Raw genomic sequence first — 15,268 nt, forward strand, 5'->3', positions numbered from 1 at the left:
ACTTTCCATTTTTGTTACAATACTAATAGAGTCGAAATTTAAGAGAATGCAGGTGAAATCGGCGAAATGCTCCGACAAAACCAACGGTTTTTGACGCAATTATATATGTTGGCGGATTTAGCATGCACACTACTTGTGTTTTTAGCTGCTTATTGGCTTAAGTTTTATAGTGATTTGCTGCCGCATGTTAAATCTGTTCCTTTCTCTACTTACTTGCTGTGGGGAACGATTTATTCATTTTCAGCTGTCCTGGTGGGCTTTTACTTGCAGTTTTATTCACCAAAGCGTCGCAAGAATTATTCCTATGAGGTATTAAGAATATTACAGATTCAAACGATTAGTTTCTTGGGTCTGCTGAGCTTGTTTTTCTTCACTCGTGAAGTACATATTTCTCGTGAGTTTCTCGCCATCTTTTTCATTATGAATTTTATGTCGATAACGGCTTACCGATACTGGCTCAAAGCTGTACTCTCAAACCTTCGCCGCCGAGGCTTCAATAAACGGTTTATCCTAATTGTAGGCGCAGGCTCATTAGGACGAAGCTTCTATACGAATCTTAATCAGCGTCCCGAGCTTGGTTATGAGGCGGTTGGCTTCCTCGATGATTATCAAACCAACCATGCACCGGAGCACCGCCAGATGAAGCCAATTATCGGCAGGCTGAATGACTTAAAGAAGATGCTGGAGAAGCACCCAATCGATGAAGTAATCATCGCTCTTCCGCTTGATGCCCATATGAAATATCCAGAAATCATCGAAATTTGTGAGCAAACTGGTGTGAAGACGTTGATCATCCCTGATTTTTTCGATTTGCTGCCAGCGCGTCCTTTCTTCGATAATTTTGCGGGCATTCCGCTAATCAATGTGCGTGATGTGCCGCTTGATGAATTAAGTAATCGTATTTTGAAGCGATGGTTCGATATTGCTTTCTCAATTGCAGCTATTATCATGACATCACCAGTTATGCTATTCGCGATTATTGGCCTGAAGCTGACCTCACCCGGCCCTATTCTGTTCAAGCAGGAGCGGATGGGTCTTGACCGCAAAACCTTCCACATGTACAAATTCCGCTCGATGCGTGTGTCGTTGGATACGGTATCCGATACACAGTGGACGATAGAAAATGATCCGAGACGAACGAGATTTGGAAGCTTCTTGCGCCGTACGAGTTTGGATGAGCTGCCGCAGTTTTTTAATGTGCTGCTTGGCGATATGAGCGTAGTTGGCCCACGTCCGGAGCGTCCTTATTTCGTTAATCAATTCAAAGAGGAAATTCCTAAATATATGATTAAGCATCAAATCCGTCCAGGTATTACTGGTTGGGCACAGACGAATGGGCTGCGAGGCGATACGTCGATTCAGGATCGGATTATGCATGATATTTTTTATATTGAGAACTGGACGTTCCTGTTTGATATCAAAATTATTTTCAAGACAGTACTGAAGGGCTTGATTAACAAAAATGCTTACTGACAACCTATCTTCAAGCCGAGTATCGGTTATTATTCCAACATTAAATGCCGGCGCTGAGCTTGGGACACTTCTAGAGTTATTGCAGAAGCAAACGGTTCGTCCCTGCGAAATTATTATTATAGACTCGGTCTCTGATGATGGAACCCCTGAACTAGCGCGTAAGGCTGGCGCTCATGTCATTAGCGTGCTGCGAACGGAGTTCGATCATGGCGGTACACGCAACGAAGCAGCAGCGCAAGCAAAGGGCGATATTCTGCTATTCATGACACAGGATGCGCTCCCATACGATGATAAACTTATTGAGCATTTGATTAAGCCTTTGCTTGAGCATGATAGAATTGTTTACGCATACGCTAGACAACTAGCCAGACCAGAAGCGAATGTGCTGGAGCGTCTGACTAGACAATATAACTATCCAGTGGAGTCGGAAGTGAAGTCATACGAGGACATTGAGCGGCTGGGTATAAAAACATTTTTCTGTTCTAATGTTTGCTCGGCTATAAAGCGTGAAACGTTTGAGGGTATGGGACACTTCCAGGCACCGGTCATTTTTAATGAGGATTTGTTTATGGCAGCCAGATGTATACTGGCCGGACATAAGGTAGCTTACAGTGCAGAAGCAATTGTGTATCATTCACATCATTATTCAATAAAGCAGCAGTTCAAGCGTTATTTCGATAACGGAGTGTCGATGCGATGTAATACTTGGATCATGCCGTATAGCGGAGTAGGCAAGGCGGGCTCAAAGCTAGTTAAGCTCCAACTTAGCGAGCTTCATCGTACGCGTAAATGGAGTCTTATCCCGAGATTAGTGGCAGAATCGGCAGCCAAGCTGATTGGTTATAAGCTAGGAATCAACTATCGACGACTTCCGTCCTTCATCAGCCGTAGACTCAGCATGCACCGAATAATATTTACGCAGATGGAAAACAGCAGCGAAGGCGTAACCTTGAAGCAATAGAATACTATAATCCCTAAAAGTAAGCCAGTAAGCCCATGCGATCATATCTGATCGGTGGGCTTTTTTATTTTTTCATAAGTATACGTCTAACGCAATCCGTTCAAACTAGAGACACTTTGACAATGTCATAAGGGACGTAAGGAAATGAATGAGGTGTTCTTATGCAAGTGGGACTCATTTGGCTGATTGTAGTTCTCGTCTTCTACATTGCTACTCTCGCCAGCATAATGCTAATGGAACATCATCGCCCGGTTTCAATGACCGCTTGGTTGTTTATCGCACTCGTAGTCCCTTTTGTAGGTTTTGCTGTTTATATTATGCTGGGAAAAGATTTTACGAGACGCAGGCTTACGAGTGGCTTAAAGCACGATGAGGTTCGTGAAGCTAGTCACAGATCTGAAGTGGTAAGAGGACCCTATGATATCGTAAATGAGCAGCTTGAACAGCAAGAAAAGCTATATGAGATGCTGACGGGGCTTGCACCTTTTCCTATTACAAAACGAAACCAGACTACTGTACTTACGAACGGCAACCAAACATTCGATGCGATGCTTCAACAGATGGATCAGGCGAAGCATCATATCCATATGGATTACTATACGATTCGTGACGATAACGTTGGCCGCAGGTTTCTCCAAATCCTTGTGCGAAAGGCCAAAGAAGGTGTAGAGGTACGTGTACTTTATGATGGGATAGGCAGCCTACACCTTAGCAAGGAGTATGTCCAAGAGCTGCATGCTGCCGGAGTGACGACATGCTGTTTCTTGCCACCGCGTGTTGCATTTTATGCTCGACGCCTCAATTATCGTAATCATCGTAAAATCACAATAGTAGATGGTCAAGTCGGTTTTGTAGGCGGTATTAATATCGGAGACGAGTACCTTGGCATGGATCAAAAGCTAGGATTCTGGCGAGACACACATTTGCAGTTGGAAGGGGACGCGGTTTATTTTTTGCAGGAGCTGTTTATGAACGACTGGGCTTTTGCTGCTAAGGAGTCATTGGACAGAGGAAGGTATATGCCGGCGCATAAGTGTGAGGGAAATGAGCGGACTTTGATTGTCTCGAGTAAGCCTGGTCGTTATGATCACAAAATATTAGAGGTTATGTTCGCGGCAATTACAGCGGCTAAATTTCGGATTTTTTTGACGACACCTTATTTTATACCTGATCCTAGCTTAATTATGAGCCTTAGAACGGCTGCGCTCAGCGGAGTTGATGTGAGGATCATTATTCCAGGCATACCTGATTCTAAATTGGTTCTCCTGTCAACCTTGTCTTACGTGCAAAATATGTTGGAGGCTGGCGTTCGTGTTTATCGCTATCAGACAGGGTTTGTGCATGCCAAGGTTATGATTATTGATCAAATGCTTGCTTCGGTAGGCACGGCGAATATGGATATGCGCAGCTTGTACAGCAACTTTGAGCTGAATGCCATTTTGTTTGATATAGGTACGATTGCTCGGCTTGAGGAGGATTTTATGAACGATCTGCAGGATAGCGTGGAGCTGGAGCTTCAGTCCTTTGCAAAAAGGCCATGGAAACAGAAAGCAGCCGAGTCTGTACTTCATATCCTCTCTCCTCTGCTGTAATGGATGCATGGATATTGGTGATTTCGGGTATATTTTGTCATGAAAGACAAGGGTTGAAGTCCAAGGAGGCATGCGTAAATGAGTGATTCGAACAAGGAAGTCCAGCAAGAAGAAGCAGCGGCAGGTGAGCTTATGAATGAAGGCCGAGATGATTATTTTATGGACATTGATCGTATGGTGAACGAGGGATTGGGTGGCGGCAATGTGACGTTGCAGAATGGGCTCATCGATGAATCCACTACGGATACGATGTACGGTGAGCAGGAGGAGGGATAAGCTTTATGGACACAAAGCGTGCAAAACAGATCTACGAGTCTGAGCAGACAGTGGCCGTCCATCTTGGCGACGATTCGGTTTGGATCGAAAATGTGGATGAGGCGAATGGTATGGCAACGGTACAGGTTGGCGGGAATCCGCTTAATACGCTAACAGTAGCGTGCGATCGACTGAAAGAAGTAAGTAAGCGTTAGCTGCTAGACGGTTTGCTTAACAAAAAAAGTCGTGGTTCTCTACGTTAAGTAGAAATCACGACTTTTTTTCAGTATCCTCAACCTATATCTCATCCGCCATACGCTTCGCGGAAAGCTATGCAGAGGCTGTCTCGGTCGACCTCCCACAACTCAGCGATTTCAGCGCTGACGTTCTCATCCCACCAATCGGATTGGACCTTGCGATTACTTTCATTTTCAACAATCCAGGTAAGATTAAGAATCACTTTTTTGAAATAGATTGATTCGGCTTGATCCATCTTATCCTTTGGGACCCAAAGCTTCATACGTTTGACGGTGCGATAGAGCTCATTGCTGCAGGCTCTTCGGATTTTGCGCGCGCTCGGATAGCCGGCGGTATGCTTTTGCGCGTTGTGCTTCATATTAACCGACTCCTCTCTACCCCATATGTATGCGCCGGGGGAGGAGAAGGTCACTCGAAGAAACGTAGTCTAATCTACGACAATATAGCCGACCATTGGACCGCTATGCCGCATATCCGTATGGGTCAAGCATAGAACAGGATAGGTGCCTTCCTTCTGAGCAGTAAACCGTACAACGGTCGTCTTGCCCTTCGTAACCTCACCGCGAACACCTAGACCCTCAATAACAAAAGGATGGCTTTTTCCATTCACGCCGGTAATTTGCAATTCAATTAACTCCCCTTTTTCCACGAGGATAGTACCCGGATGCCATACGTATACTTCCTGTTCTTTACCATCTTCGGTTGTCGTCTTGTATTCGCCTGTGACTAGCTGGATAACACGAGCTTCTGCTGCCTGTCCGCTTGCTGGACGCGCTTGATTCCAGCTTAAGAAAACACCAGTCAAAATAATAAGCGCCGCAACTACGATGAACAGCTGAATTTGTCGTTTCCTTACGATAAATACTTTGGACATGGAACGATCACCTCATCTTTTCGTATCATTTAAGGCTAGTCTATGCTGGGGCTTGTCAACCCATGACAAAAGTGGAAGGATATCTGTTCCATGTGTTAAAATAGCTTCAACGTTGGCGTTGTAAGAACTAGCTGGCACTTATAATGAGAGGCGGAGAGATAAACAGGATGGAATGGATTAAGGAAATTTTGCATGAGGTGTTATTATGGGTTGAAAGCTTAGGGTATTTTGGTATATTAATCGGTCTATTAATTGAAGTCATTCCAAGTGAAGTCGTATTGGGCTTCGGAGGCTACCTTGTTTGGAAGGGGGACATCACGTTTTGGGGCGCCGTGCTATTCGGAACAATTGGTGCTGTAGGACAAAACTGGATATTATACGCGATTGGCCGATTCGGTGGTCGTCCCATTGTCGATAAGTACGGCAAATTCATTAAAATTAAACAGAAGCATGTGGATATCTCTGAAGGATGGTTTAAAAAATACGGTCCAGGAATCGTATTTACCGCTCGATTTGTACCTGTTATGAGGCAGGTTATATCGATCCCAGCTGGCATGGCGCGCATGAATTTTGGATTATTTACGCTTCTTACAGCGCTTGCCTCCCTTCCATGGTCGATATTATTCATCTATTTGGGGAAAGAGCTCGGTGATCAGTGGGAGAAGGTTGGCGAGGAAGCAGCACCATACGTTCAACCTGCTATCTTAATTGCGATTGCATTGCTAATCGTATATGTGCTCTTTAAATTTGTAAGATCGCGCAAAAAATCGGAATAATAATCATTCATTTTGCATATTCGCAGAGCCAAAAGGTTTACCGTATAATATTAGAGGTGCAATGTTCGTTTTTCATTATTTAATAACACAGTCGAAAGAGGGATACATATGAGTAAAAGTGTAGCTGAAAAGATTGGCAAAGGAATTAGCCCGCAGCAATTTATTAATGGTATGACAAAAAATAAAGAAGCGTTTACCGAGTGGTATGAAAAATTTGAATGGACGGATGAAAGCGACCGGGAGCTGTTCGAATCGATGAACAACCGGGATGACTTGCGTATTCTTATTTTGATGGCGGACTGGTGCGGTGATGTGGTTCGCAATATTCCTGTCGTATTCAAAGCGCTTGAGAATAGCGGCATCCCAACGGAAGTTCTTATTATGGAAGATCACTTAGATACGATGGATCAATTTCTAACAATGGGCGGACGTTCTGTTCCGGTTGTCATTATTGCGGATACTGGCGGAGCTGTGCTTGGAACATGGGGACCTCGTCCGAAGCATGTACAGGAAGCAATGATCGCATTTAAACAAGAGAATCCAGACCGTGAAGCAGCGGATTATCAAGAAAATCTGGCTGTCACTCGCCAAGAAATGGGTCGCCGTTACGGCGAAGGCACGGGCTATCAGTCCGTTATTGTGAAGGAATTGCGCAATCTGCTGGAGTCCTTCTAAGAAGCCATGACAACTACAATGCGGATAGAGACATTTGTATTAGGCCCTATGCAGACGAATTGTTATTTACTTACGGTAAAAGAACCAGCGCAGGCAGACGGAGATTCCTCAGAGAATGTGAAGGAACGGGGTATCATCATTGATCCCGGCATGAATCCGAAAAGCCTGCTTAAACGGATTGAAGGCGTACAGGTGGAAGCTATCTTACTTACCCATGCGCATTTCGATCATATGGGCGGTGTTGATGAGGTTCGCAAGGCAGCAGGCTGCCCAGTTTATATCCATGATCTAGAGGCTGATTGGCTAACGGATCCTAAGAAGAACGGATCAACCCGATGGCAGGATATAACGCCTCCGTTATCAACGGATCCGGCAGAATTTGCACTTGCGGAAGGTCAGACGCTGAAGTTTATCGGACAAAGCTTCCGTGTTATGCACACGCCAGGTCATTCGCCTGGCAGTGTTAGCTTCTTATGCGGCAACCATCTATTCTCCGGAGATGTTCTGTTCAAATTGTCGGTTGGACGAACGGATCTTCCAGGCGGACGCGAGCGCGACCTCTATGATTCCATCCGTACGAAGCTGTACAAGCTTAGTCCAGAAGTAATCGTTTATTCTGGGCATGGCGGACGTACGACAATCGGCTATGAAATGGCGAATAACCCGTATACGGGTGCATGAAGCAAAGGACGGTGTATGGTGTTTGGCAGAATCTAAAATACAACAGCATGGATTAGAACAAGAAGGATCAGCAGGCAGTACGAAGCTTACAGCCGGACAGATGGCTGTTGAAAGTGAACGAATCGTTAAGGCGATAGCCGCACAGCTAACCATTCCGATTACGAAAGTGAAGTCTGCGGTCGACTTGCTGGACGAAGGCAATACAATCCCTTTTATCGCTCGTTACCGTAAGGAAATGACCGGTGAGCTGGACGAGAATGACTTGAGATTTATTGAAGAGAAGCTGCAATATATGCGAAATCTAGAGGAACGCAAGCGCGAGGTCATCCGGCTTATTGACGAGCAGGGTAAGTTGACTGAGGAGCTGCGGGAAGCGATCAACAAGTCCATCAAGCTGCAAGAGGTTGAGGATCTTTATCGTCCTTACCGTCAAAAACGCAAAACACGCGCAAGTGTCGCTAAGGAACGAGGCCTGGAGCCGCTTGCTGAATGGCTTTGGTCCCAGCCTAGACAAGGCGATCCACTTATAGAGGCAGCTCGTTATATAAACGCAGACAAAGGCGTTGCAGCGGCTCAGGACGCCTTGCAAGGTGCGATGGACATTATAGCTGAAAATATTGCTGACGATGCTTCTATTCGCGCGTGGGTACGTAAATTCACTTTTGATCAGGCGCTGCTGCGTACAGAAGCGAAAAACCCGGCTGAAGAAACCGTATATGAGATGTACTACAGCTATCAAGAGCCGGTGAGGAAGTTGCCGCCGCACCGAGTGCTGGCCATCAACCGCGCGGAACGCGAGGATGTGCTTCGCGTTACGTTCGACGTGCCTTCAGACCGCATACATGAGCAGATTGGGCGTAAGCTTCTTCGAAACGGTACGGCTGCTTCCGTTCGCGATGTGTTGGTTGCTGTTATAGAGGATTCGTATAAAAGATTAATTTCGCCATCTATTGAACGCGAAGTACGAGGAGAAATGACGGAGAAAGCAGAAGAGCATGCGATTTCTATTTTCTCAGAGAATCTGCGTAATCTGCTGCTCCAGCCTCCCGTTCGGGGCAATGTTGTGCTCGGCGTAGACCCTGCTTTTCGTACCGGTTGTAAGCTGGCGGTCATAGATGATACCGGCAAGCTTCTAGAGGTAGCTGTATCTTACCCAACCCCGCCTAATAATAAGGTTGCTGAAGCAGAACGTCTTATTAACGGATTGATTGATAAGTATAAGGTCGAGCTTATTGTAATCGGCAACGGTACAGCATCACGCGAAACAGAGCAATTTATAGCGAGCCTTATAGGGAAGCGCAAGTCCGCTTCTGCAGGCGGAGAAGAGCTCAAGTATATTATCGTCAATGAAGCGGGCGCGAGCGTCTATTCAGCTTCTAAGCTGGCTCAAGAGGAGTTTCCTAGCCTCGATGTATCGGAACGCAGTGCGGTTTCAATCGCGCGCAGGCTGCAGGACCCGTTGGCTGAGTTGGTTAAAATTGAACCGAAGGCGATTGGTGTTGGACAATACCAGCATGATGTCAGTCAAAAGCGTTTGGATGAGACCTTAGGCGGCGTAGTCGAATCGGCCGTTAACCATGTCGGTGTCGACGTGAACACCGCTTCAGCATCGCTGCTCTCTTATGTGGCGGGCATCAACGCGACGATAGCTCGCAACATTGTGAAATATCGCGAGGAGAATGGACGCTTCATCAAACGAACGCAGCTGCAAAAGGTACCACGCCTAGGCGCTAAATCGTACGAGCAATGTATCGGTTTTCTTCGTATTCCGGAAGCGGGTAATCCGCTTGACCGTACTCCGATTCATCCGGAATCGTATGGCGTAGTAGACAAGCTGTTCAAGGAGCTTCAGCTAGAAGTTAAGCAGCTTGGTTCTGATGAACAGAAGCTAAAGCTGACACAGGTGAATGCTGAGCTCGTTGCGCCTACGCTTGGCGTTGGTGTGCCGACGCTGCGTGACATCGTAGAAAGCCTGCTTAAGCCAGGCAGAGATCCTCGTGAGGAGCTGCCTCCGCCTATTTTTCACACGGATGTGCTTAATATTGAAGATTTGACAACAGGAATGGAATTACATGGGACGGTACGTAATGTCATTGACTTCGGTGCCTTTATTGATATCGGCATTAAAAATGACGGTCTCGTTCATATCTCCCAAATGAGTGATAAATTCGTAAAACGCCCTATGGATGTTGTATCCGTGGGCGATACGGTAACCGTATGGGTTCTAAGTGTAGACTTGAAGAAAGGCCGCGTGGGACTAACTATGCGAAAGCCGGACTAGTAGGATATCGTGTAAAGGGCTTGCCAGTCACATGGCAAGCCTTTTATAATTAATTGGGCGGAGTTTGTGAAAAGGTTATAAGGGGCGATGATGATGGACGAGAATAAAGGGAGATGCAGCAGCTTGACCAGTCACAAATGGTTTGGATTGTCACTGCAGGCACTCGTTGTATTATCGGGTAAAACCGACATCTGTCCAAGCGCAAAAATCGCCGAATGCCTGAAATCGGAAGCAACCGTACTTAGAAGGGTTCTAGCCAAGCTTGCACAGGCGAACCTAATCGAGACGAGAGAAGGCCGTGATGGTGGATACAGGCTGAAGCAATCGGCTGAGACGATTACGCTTGCTGATGTTTATATAGCGATGAAGGTTGGCGAGCCGATGAGCAACGGGCTGCTCGACACAATTGGTATGGATCATTTCGGACAAGAAATGAAGTCGGCCTTTATTGTTATCACTAATGAGGTGGAACGAAAGACGATTGAGGCACTGCAACAATACACAATAGCACAGCTTGCGGAGAATAAGCTAATTGCATCAACATAAAAACACAACTGGTAATTAATGAAGCATATTAATTTAAGTAAGCTGATTGACAAAAGTAAATTGAGATCTTATACTGTGTATATTATTAATACAGTTACCGATTTATTAACTGTGAGAATTTTAACACAGTATTCGTTCGGATTTAACTGTGCTTACTAAAACACAGTATCCATCTGAATTTAACTGAGTTACTTTACGCACAGATAATTTTAATTCCGTAGGAGGAAAACAAAATGACAACCCAATTGGATACACAAGTTAATAACCAAACGAAAGAGCAGCTTGAGGCTTCATTTGACAATGTAGTAACTAGCCGTCGCTCCGTACGCGTATTTGATAGCAGCTTTGATATTTCACAGGATGAAATAAAGGAAATTATTGCAACTGCAACGAAAGCGCCGTCCTCGTCTAATATGCAGCCGTGGCGTTTTCTTGTAGTGACGGATCCAGAGTTGAAGCAAAAGATACTTCCAATCGCATTTAATCAGAAGCAGGTAGGCGAGGCTTCAGCAATTATTATCGTGCTTGGTGACTTGGAAATGTACACCCTGTCGGATAAAATTTATGGAGCTGCTGCTGCAGCTGGGTTTATGACAGAAGAAGTGAAAGACAGCATGATTGCTAATTCAACGAAGATGTATAGTTCGCTTCCGGCTGAAAGACTGAAGGAAGTCGTTGTATTTGATACGGGGCTTGTAGCGATGCAGCTAATGCTGGCTGCTCGTGCGAAAGGCTACGATACCGTGCCTATGGGCGGATATAATCGAGATCAATTAAAAGAGCTGTTTAACATCTCGGATCGTTATGTGCCGACGTTGATGCTGCCAATCGGCAAAGCCGCTGCAGCTGGACATCCGACTACTCGTATGCCTCTTGACGATGTATTATTTTTTAATGGTATGTAATCAATAGTTAGCAGCAATTCATTTAGATAAAAATATCCACTTATAAATAAAAACCGGCCCTATCCGCATGCGGTGGCCGGTTTTGTTGTATTGAATTGCTGTGCTGTATAATCATTGAATCTCGATGCCGTCACTTTGCTCCTTCGAGCCTTGTTTATTACGGTAGAAATACCAGCAATCATTCAATAATTTTATTTGTCGTCGATCTTTCTTCTGAAACGCGTGGATCAGTTGGTTGCACAGCCACTGTGGCATACGCTTCGTCCTCCTCCTGGGCCTAACTTGTTGTAATACTACAATATGGAGGAGGGCGAATGTCCGTGCAGGTCCACTCTAATTCATTAATTCATTTGTTCTTCTTCATACTCCTCATACCACTGCTCAAGCTGCGCTTGCAACGCTCGGATTTCGGTTAGCAGCGAGATGAGGGGGTAGGATTTTTCTTGAACAGCGGCGAAATCCTGTTCCAAATTATTGATGTAATCAAGTCCTGTAATAATGTTAATGGACGTGTCATGCAGTTCGACATCATTACATTCCGCTACCGCGTAAGGTAGGCTTGGGACATGCTCAGCCGTTAATTTATCGATCTCTTTATGGAGACGCAGATTGAGCGCGCTCAACTGGTAAGCATGTGAAGCGGGCATTTCAACGAAATAAATGCTGTCCTGCTGTTTTAATAAGACGTAACGCATAGTTGCCATAATAATTTATACTCTCCCCCCGGTATGTTACCGTCCATCATATTTAATAATTCCTACTTGACAGTGTAGCGTATGGAGGCTTTAAAATTCAAGTAGTTGGGGGAGAATAAACAATGACAAACGAAGCGCTGCAGCAATGGGTTGAACAAATATCGATAACCTTCTTTAATCGTCCGTTTCTGCATCAGGCGACATTCAACAGCCGCCTGAAAGCAACGGGTGGGCGTTATTTTACACGTTCGCACAATATAGAGATAAGTCCGCATCAGCTCGAAACCTTTGGACATGAAGAAACGGAAAAGATAATTAAGCATGAGTTATGCCATTATCATTTGCATATTTTGAAGCGGGGCTATCAGCATCGCGATGCTGATTTCAAGGGGCTGCTTGCGCATGTAGGCGGTGCGAGGTATTGCCAATCACTGCCTGATCGTGCACAACGCAAGGTGCAGCCGTATCGTTATAAGCTTATTTGCAAGAAATGTGGGATGGAGTATTTGCGTAAGCGGAAGATCGACCCAGCAAAATATGCCTGCGGAAAATGCCGAGGAAAATTAATTGTTATTTTTATTGACAATAAAGATTAACAGTGATATATTATTACTTGTCACTTTTACTTTTTAATTTTCCCTGATAGCTCAGTTGGTAGAGCACTCGACTGTTAATCGAGTTGTCACAGGTTCGAGTCCTGTTCGGGGAGCCAAGTTTGGAGAGATACCCAAGTGGCTCAAGGGGACCCTCTGCTAAGGGGTTAGACTGCGTAAGTGGTGCGAGGGTTCGAATCCCTCTCTCTCCGCCAGATTTTTCACAAGTGTTTGCAACGGTGAGACCGTTCATCCGGTCTTTTTTATTTGCCTGATGAGCTTTAAAGCAAACATGAGTAATCGTACGGCCCGTTGGTCAAGTGGTTAAGACACCTCCCTTTCACGGAGGTAACAGGGGTTCGAGTCCCCTACGGGTCACCATTAATCCTCAAAGTGAACAGCTCTCAAGAGTTGCTTTACAGTCACAATGAGAGCCATTAGCTCAGCTGGTAGAGCACCTGACTTTTAATCAGGGTGTCGAAGGTTCGAATCCTTCATGGCTCACCATTTACTTCATCCTCGAAGTGAATGTGAGTGAAGGATTTTAAATAACCCTAAATGTGCGGTAGTGGTGGAACGGCAGACACGCTATCTTGAGGGGGTAGTGTCCAATGGACGTGCAGGTTCAAATCCTGTCTACCGCACCATAACATACTTTTTGCCGATGTATTAAGGTGAACTTAGGAAGTGTGCGTCTAGTCACACGATTCTGATATACGATGCCACTTTATATTCAGACCATAAATCTGATTAGAGAGTGGCTTTTTCTTTTATTAATCACCGCAGGCATTGAGAGCCTTTTCTCTGTAAGGAACCATACGAGCAATGAAGTTACTGATTACAACATAAAAATGGTTAATTAGAAAAGGGGTAATGTTAAAGTGAAAATGAATTTGAACTTTACGAATAAGGGACAAGCAGCAATTCAAAATTTTAATAATGAGGAATTGCTTGAGATTTTTGCGAGATACAGCAACACATTGACCAAAAAGTACTCCATTGACGTGAATGTTCCGGCTGATATTAATCCAGACATAATCGGTAAAGGTGAATTAGTTGTAATTTTGGATAATGTGCAATGTGATGTAGAAACATTCTTCAAAGAATTGGGAAGAGATGTTAAAGTTCCTTTGAAGAAAAGACTTACACCGACTGATAAATTGGATAATGTATTTAAAGCGGAACTTATTAAATAAAGTTTGAAAATAATGCTTGTATTCTGAGCGAAAATTTGATATTATAATTTTTGTTGTTTGACGGAATGCATATTTCCAAACGACATTAATGGCCCGTTGGTCAAGTGGTTAAGACACCTCCCTTTCACGGAGGTAACAGGGGTTCGAGTCCCCTACGGGTCACCATCTACTTCATCCCTCGAAGTGAATGCGATTGAATGCCTATTACGACATGTGCGGTAGTGGTGGAACGGCAGACACGCTATCTTGAGGGGGTAGTGTCCAATGGACGTGCAGGTTCAAATCCTGTCTACCGCACCATAACTTAAATTAAACTTCGGAACTCTTACTTTGTAGGGGTTCTTTTTTGTTATTGGTTTTGTTATGGAGAATAAGACCTATTCCTATCGTTATCGAGTTATTGCTGAATACACATAGTGAATATGAAACGATAATATATATACTTAGAAGCACGATGTATATAAAGCAGCCTACTATGACGTAGGCTGCTTCTTCAAATTCTACTGGTTCTTTATACTCCCCATTCCTTACGAGCTTCTGAAACAGGCTTCTCCGGTGTTTTGCCCCAGGCATAATGTCCTTTAGGCTTAGCTCCTACCCATCTATCATCTACAGGCTCTGAGGCGAGCTGGTAGCGTGTGTCGGAGCTGATTCTGTAGTGATTGGTCGTATTATTTAAGGAAGCGTGCATCATGTACATACCGAAGATGATAGCATCACCAGCGTGAAATTCTGTCGTTGCCCACTGGCCGCCAAATTTATCTACAATTTCTATCGGATCCTCTGAGAACCAACCCGTTGCCACGTTATCGCGATCTACGTCCATCTCACCGTAAGTTCTTTTTACTTTATCATAATTCTGTGAGCCCAGACACATAGTGAGTGTACCTAATTCAAGTGGTATGTCGCCGAAGGGTGTCCACATTGTGTATACATCCTTAGTGCCTCTGCCCATGTATACAATATCGTAATGCGCCCCAGTATTTCCACCTTGCGCGATTGCGCGAGGCCATTTGTAATCATAGGTCATCGTTGGGCCACCCAACAAACGATCAAAAAAACTCATGACAGCGGGGCTATTGACGACTTCAAGGAAGTTGGGGAAGTCATCTTTCAGATCCTCTGCGCTTTTACCCCACATCGCACTCTTATTTTCTGAGTGTATTACACCTTCTTCAAGTGAAGAATTAGGATCCAATCTCCCCATAACTGCAAGCTTATTTAGAAAATCATTTCTTGCAGAGAGCACCTTGTCTCGGTTATGAAAACCCCGAATGAGTAAATAACCGTCTTCACGAAGTCTCTCTCTGAGCAGCTCAGTATCATCAAAAATATCATTAGAGTTCCTTAATTCTGTTAGATACTTGCTGCCGAGCTGAAGTGTTCGGTTTCCTATTTGTACATTCATGCGATTATTACCTCCAAGAGTTATGATCTTGTTCCTAACTTAATGGTACCTAAAAGGGATAGAGGAAGTAGTTAGTCAAAAACATACACAATTTACGTA

Annotated in this window: 18 protein-coding genes and 7 tRNA genes; 20 read left to right on the top strand and 5 right to left on the bottom strand. The window is 44.7% G+C overall.

The genetic code is table 11. The annotated features are described in order from the left end of the window. The first annotated feature begins 66 nt into the window (after positions 1–66). The 5 genes from AC0YN7_RS14805 (at position 67) to AC0YN7_RS14825 (ending at position 4,496) form a co-directional block, all read left to right on the top strand. Positions 67–1,473 carry an undecaprenyl-phosphate glucose phosphotransferase gene (locus AC0YN7_RS14805; RefSeq protein ID WP_475810786.1) on the top strand — a complete coding sequence of 469 codons (1,407 nt, stop codon included), beginning with the start codon at positions 67–69 and terminating at the stop codon, positions 1,471–1,473. Then, complete coding sequence (locus tag AC0YN7_RS14810; protein ID WP_475810787.1) at positions 1,463–2,434, top strand: glycosyltransferase family 2 protein; 972 nt, start codon at positions 1,463–1,465, stop codon at positions 2,432–2,434. The genes AC0YN7_RS14805 and AC0YN7_RS14810 overlap by 11 nt, the downstream gene beginning before the upstream one ends. A 161-nt stretch (positions 2,435–2,595) precedes the next feature. Continuing rightward, positions 2,596–4,026, top strand: coding sequence for a cardiolipin synthase (gene cls, locus AC0YN7_RS14815; protein ID WP_475810788.1), 1,431 nt, complete (start codon positions 2,596–2,598; stop codon positions 4,024–4,026). Positions 4,027–4,104: 78 nt separating this feature from the next. Further along, complete coding sequence (locus AC0YN7_RS14820) at positions 4,105–4,302, top strand: hypothetical protein (protein ID WP_475810994.1); 198 nt, start codon at positions 4,105–4,107, stop codon at positions 4,300–4,302. A gap of 5 nt (positions 4,303–4,307) precedes the next feature. After that, on the top strand, positions 4,308–4,496 hold the full coding sequence (locus AC0YN7_RS14825) for an H-type small acid-soluble spore protein (protein WP_475810789.1): 189 nt from the start codon (positions 4,308–4,310) through the stop codon (positions 4,494–4,496). Between the two features lie 89 nt (positions 4,497–4,585). Here the strand turns inward: AC0YN7_RS14825 and AC0YN7_RS14830 are convergent, their stop codons facing one another. Both AC0YN7_RS14830 and AC0YN7_RS14835 read right to left on the bottom strand, forming a co-directional pair. Then, positions 4,586–4,897: a dehydrogenase gene (locus AC0YN7_RS14830; protein ID WP_475810790.1), complete on the bottom strand. Its 312-nt coding sequence runs from the start codon at positions 4,895–4,897 to the stop codon at positions 4,586–4,588. Between the two features lie 69 nt (positions 4,898–4,966). After that, on the bottom strand, positions 4,967–5,413 hold the full coding sequence (locus AC0YN7_RS14835; protein ID WP_475810791.1) for a cupredoxin domain-containing protein: 447 nt from the start codon (positions 5,411–5,413) through the stop codon (positions 4,967–4,969). A 167-nt stretch (positions 5,414–5,580) separates the two neighbouring features. On the opposite strand from AC0YN7_RS14835, the gene uptA reads away from it, so the two are divergent. The 6 genes from uptA to AC0YN7_RS14865 all read left to right on the top strand — a co-directional run bounded on the left by uptA (position 5,581) and on the right by AC0YN7_RS14865 (position 11,277). Further along, positions 5,581–6,189: an undecaprenyl phosphate transporter UptA gene (gene uptA, locus AC0YN7_RS14840; RefSeq protein WP_475810792.1), complete on the top strand. Its 609-nt coding sequence runs from the start codon at positions 5,581–5,583 to the stop codon at positions 6,187–6,189. A 108-nt stretch (positions 6,190–6,297) separates the two neighbouring features. Further along, a complete protein-coding gene (locus AC0YN7_RS14845) occupies positions 6,298–6,864 on the top strand; it encodes a thioredoxin family protein (protein WP_475810793.1) in 567 nt (188 codons plus the stop codon). 6 nt (positions 6,865–6,870) lie between these two features. Beyond that, positions 6,871–7,545, top strand: coding sequence for an MBL fold metallo-hydrolase (locus AC0YN7_RS14850; RefSeq protein WP_475810794.1), 675 nt, complete (start codon positions 6,871–6,873; stop codon positions 7,543–7,545). Positions 7,546–7,645: 100 nt separating this feature from the next. After that, entirely contained in the window at positions 7,646–9,826 is a 2,181-nt protein-coding gene (locus tag AC0YN7_RS14855) for a Tex family protein (protein ID WP_475810983.1), read from the top strand. A 123-nt stretch (positions 9,827–9,949) separates the two neighbouring features. Then, entirely contained in the window at positions 9,950–10,372 is a 423-nt protein-coding gene (locus AC0YN7_RS14860) for an Rrf2 family transcriptional regulator (RefSeq protein ID WP_475810795.1), read from the top strand. A 233-nt stretch (positions 10,373–10,605) separates the two neighbouring features. Then, complete coding sequence (locus tag AC0YN7_RS14865; RefSeq protein ID WP_475810796.1) at positions 10,606–11,277, top strand: nitroreductase family protein; 672 nt, start codon at positions 10,606–10,608, stop codon at positions 11,275–11,277. A 111-nt stretch (positions 11,278–11,388) separates the two neighbouring features. Here AC0YN7_RS14865 and cmpA read toward each other — a convergent pair whose 3' ends face one another. Then, a complete protein-coding gene (gene cmpA / locus AC0YN7_RS14870; RefSeq protein ID WP_475810797.1) occupies positions 11,389–11,532 on the bottom strand; it encodes a cortex morphogenetic protein CmpA in 144 nt (47 codons plus the stop codon). A gap of 86 nt (positions 11,533–11,618) precedes the next feature. Further along, the gene (locus tag AC0YN7_RS14875; protein WP_475810798.1) at positions 11,619–11,981 is read right to left on the bottom strand and encodes a hydrolase/acyltransferase; all 363 of its coding nucleotides are present in this window, start codon (positions 11,979–11,981) and stop codon (positions 11,619–11,621) included. 113 nt (positions 11,982–12,094) lie between these two features. Here AC0YN7_RS14875 and AC0YN7_RS14880 point away from each other — a divergent pair, with 113 nt between their 5' ends. From AC0YN7_RS14880 to AC0YN7_RS14920, 9 genes are all read left to right on the top strand, one after another. Beyond that, the gene (locus tag AC0YN7_RS14880; protein ID WP_475810799.1) at positions 12,095–12,568 is read left to right on the top strand and encodes a SprT family protein; all 474 of its coding nucleotides are present in this window, start codon (positions 12,095–12,097) and stop codon (positions 12,566–12,568) included. A gap of 40 nt (positions 12,569–12,608) precedes the next feature. After that, positions 12,609–12,684, top strand: a tRNA-Asn gene (locus AC0YN7_RS14885). Positions 12,685–12,689: 5 nt separating this feature from the next. Then, a tRNA-Ser gene (locus AC0YN7_RS14890) sits at positions 12,690–12,780 on the top strand. Between the two features lie 91 nt (positions 12,781–12,871). After that, positions 12,872–12,946, top strand: a tRNA-Glu gene (locus AC0YN7_RS14895). A gap of 50 nt (positions 12,947–12,996) precedes the next feature. Then, positions 12,997–13,072, top strand: a tRNA-Lys gene (locus AC0YN7_RS14900). A 55-nt stretch (positions 13,073–13,127) separates the two neighbouring features. Then, a tRNA-Leu gene (locus AC0YN7_RS14905) sits at positions 13,128–13,212 on the top strand. A 234-nt stretch (positions 13,213–13,446) separates the two neighbouring features. Further along, positions 13,447–13,761, top strand: coding sequence for a hypothetical protein (locus AC0YN7_RS14910; protein ID WP_475810800.1), 315 nt, complete (start codon positions 13,447–13,449; stop codon positions 13,759–13,761). A 90-nt stretch (positions 13,762–13,851) separates the two neighbouring features. Further along, positions 13,852–13,926 (top strand) — tRNA-Glu (locus AC0YN7_RS14915). 50 nt (positions 13,927–13,976) lie between these two features. Further along, positions 13,977–14,061, top strand: a tRNA-Leu gene (locus tag AC0YN7_RS14920). 211 nt (positions 14,062–14,272) lie between these two features. On the opposite strand, the gene AC0YN7_RS14925 is transcribed toward AC0YN7_RS14920, so the two are convergent. Further along, entirely contained in the window at positions 14,273–15,169 is an 897-nt protein-coding gene (locus AC0YN7_RS14925) for a phytanoyl-CoA dioxygenase family protein (protein ID WP_475810801.1), read from the bottom strand. Between the last annotated feature and the right edge of the window lie 99 nt (positions 15,170–15,268).

Source organism: Paenibacillus sp. J31R122 (genome assembly GCF_056269185.1).

What these genes read in the sequence shown, in the direction of transcription:
- cls (WP_475810788.1), top strand. Translation starts at nt 2,596, where the DNA reads ATGCAAGTGGGACTCATTTGGCTGATTGTAGTTCTCGTCTTCTACATT.
- AC0YN7_RS14825 (WP_475810789.1), top strand. Translation starts at nt 4,308, where the DNA reads ATGGACACAAAGCGTGCAAAACAGATCTACGAGTCTGAGCAGACAGTG.
- uptA (WP_475810792.1), top strand. Translation starts at nt 5,581, where the DNA reads ATGGAATGGATTAAGGAAATTTTGCATGAGGTGTTATTATGGGTTGAA.
- AC0YN7_RS14805 (WP_475810786.1), top strand. Translation starts at nt 67, where the DNA reads ATGCTCCGACAAAACCAACGGTTTTTGACGCAATTATATATGTTGGCG.
- AC0YN7_RS14855 (WP_475810983.1), top strand. Translation starts at nt 7,646, where the DNA reads ATGGCTGTTGAAAGTGAACGAATCGTTAAGGCGATAGCCGCACAGCTA.
- AC0YN7_RS14880 (WP_475810799.1), top strand. Translation starts at nt 12,095, where the DNA reads ATGACAAACGAAGCGCTGCAGCAATGGGTTGAACAAATATCGATAACC.
- cmpA (WP_475810797.1), bottom strand. Translation starts at nt 11,532, where the DNA reads ATGCCACAGTGGCTGTGCAACCAACTGATCCACGCGTTTCAGAAGAAA.
- AC0YN7_RS14875 (WP_475810798.1), bottom strand. Translation starts at nt 11,981, where the DNA reads ATGGCAACTATGCGTTACGTCTTATTAAAACAGCAGGACAGCATTTAT.
- AC0YN7_RS14850 (WP_475810794.1), top strand. Translation starts at nt 6,871, where the DNA reads ATGACAACTACAATGCGGATAGAGACATTTGTATTAGGCCCTATGCAG.
- AC0YN7_RS14820 (WP_475810994.1), top strand. Translation starts at nt 4,105, where the DNA reads ATGAGTGATTCGAACAAGGAAGTCCAGCAAGAAGAAGCAGCGGCAGGT.
- AC0YN7_RS14835 (WP_475810791.1), bottom strand. Translation starts at nt 5,413, where the DNA reads ATGTCCAAAGTATTTATCGTAAGGAAACGACAAATTCAGCTGTTCATC.
- AC0YN7_RS14845 (WP_475810793.1), top strand. Translation starts at nt 6,298, where the DNA reads ATGAGTAAAAGTGTAGCTGAAAAGATTGGCAAAGGAATTAGCCCGCAG.
- AC0YN7_RS14830 (WP_475810790.1), bottom strand. Translation starts at nt 4,897, where the DNA reads ATGAAGCACAACGCGCAAAAGCATACCGCCGGCTATCCGAGCGCGCGC.
- AC0YN7_RS14925 (WP_475810801.1), bottom strand. Translation starts at nt 15,169, where the DNA reads ATGAATGTACAAATAGGAAACCGAACACTTCAGCTCGGCAGCAAGTAT.
- AC0YN7_RS14865 (WP_475810796.1), top strand. Translation starts at nt 10,606, where the DNA reads ATGACAACCCAATTGGATACACAAGTTAATAACCAAACGAAAGAGCAG.
- AC0YN7_RS14810 (WP_475810787.1), top strand. Translation starts at nt 1,463, where the DNA reads ATGCTTACTGACAACCTATCTTCAAGCCGAGTATCGGTTATTATTCCA.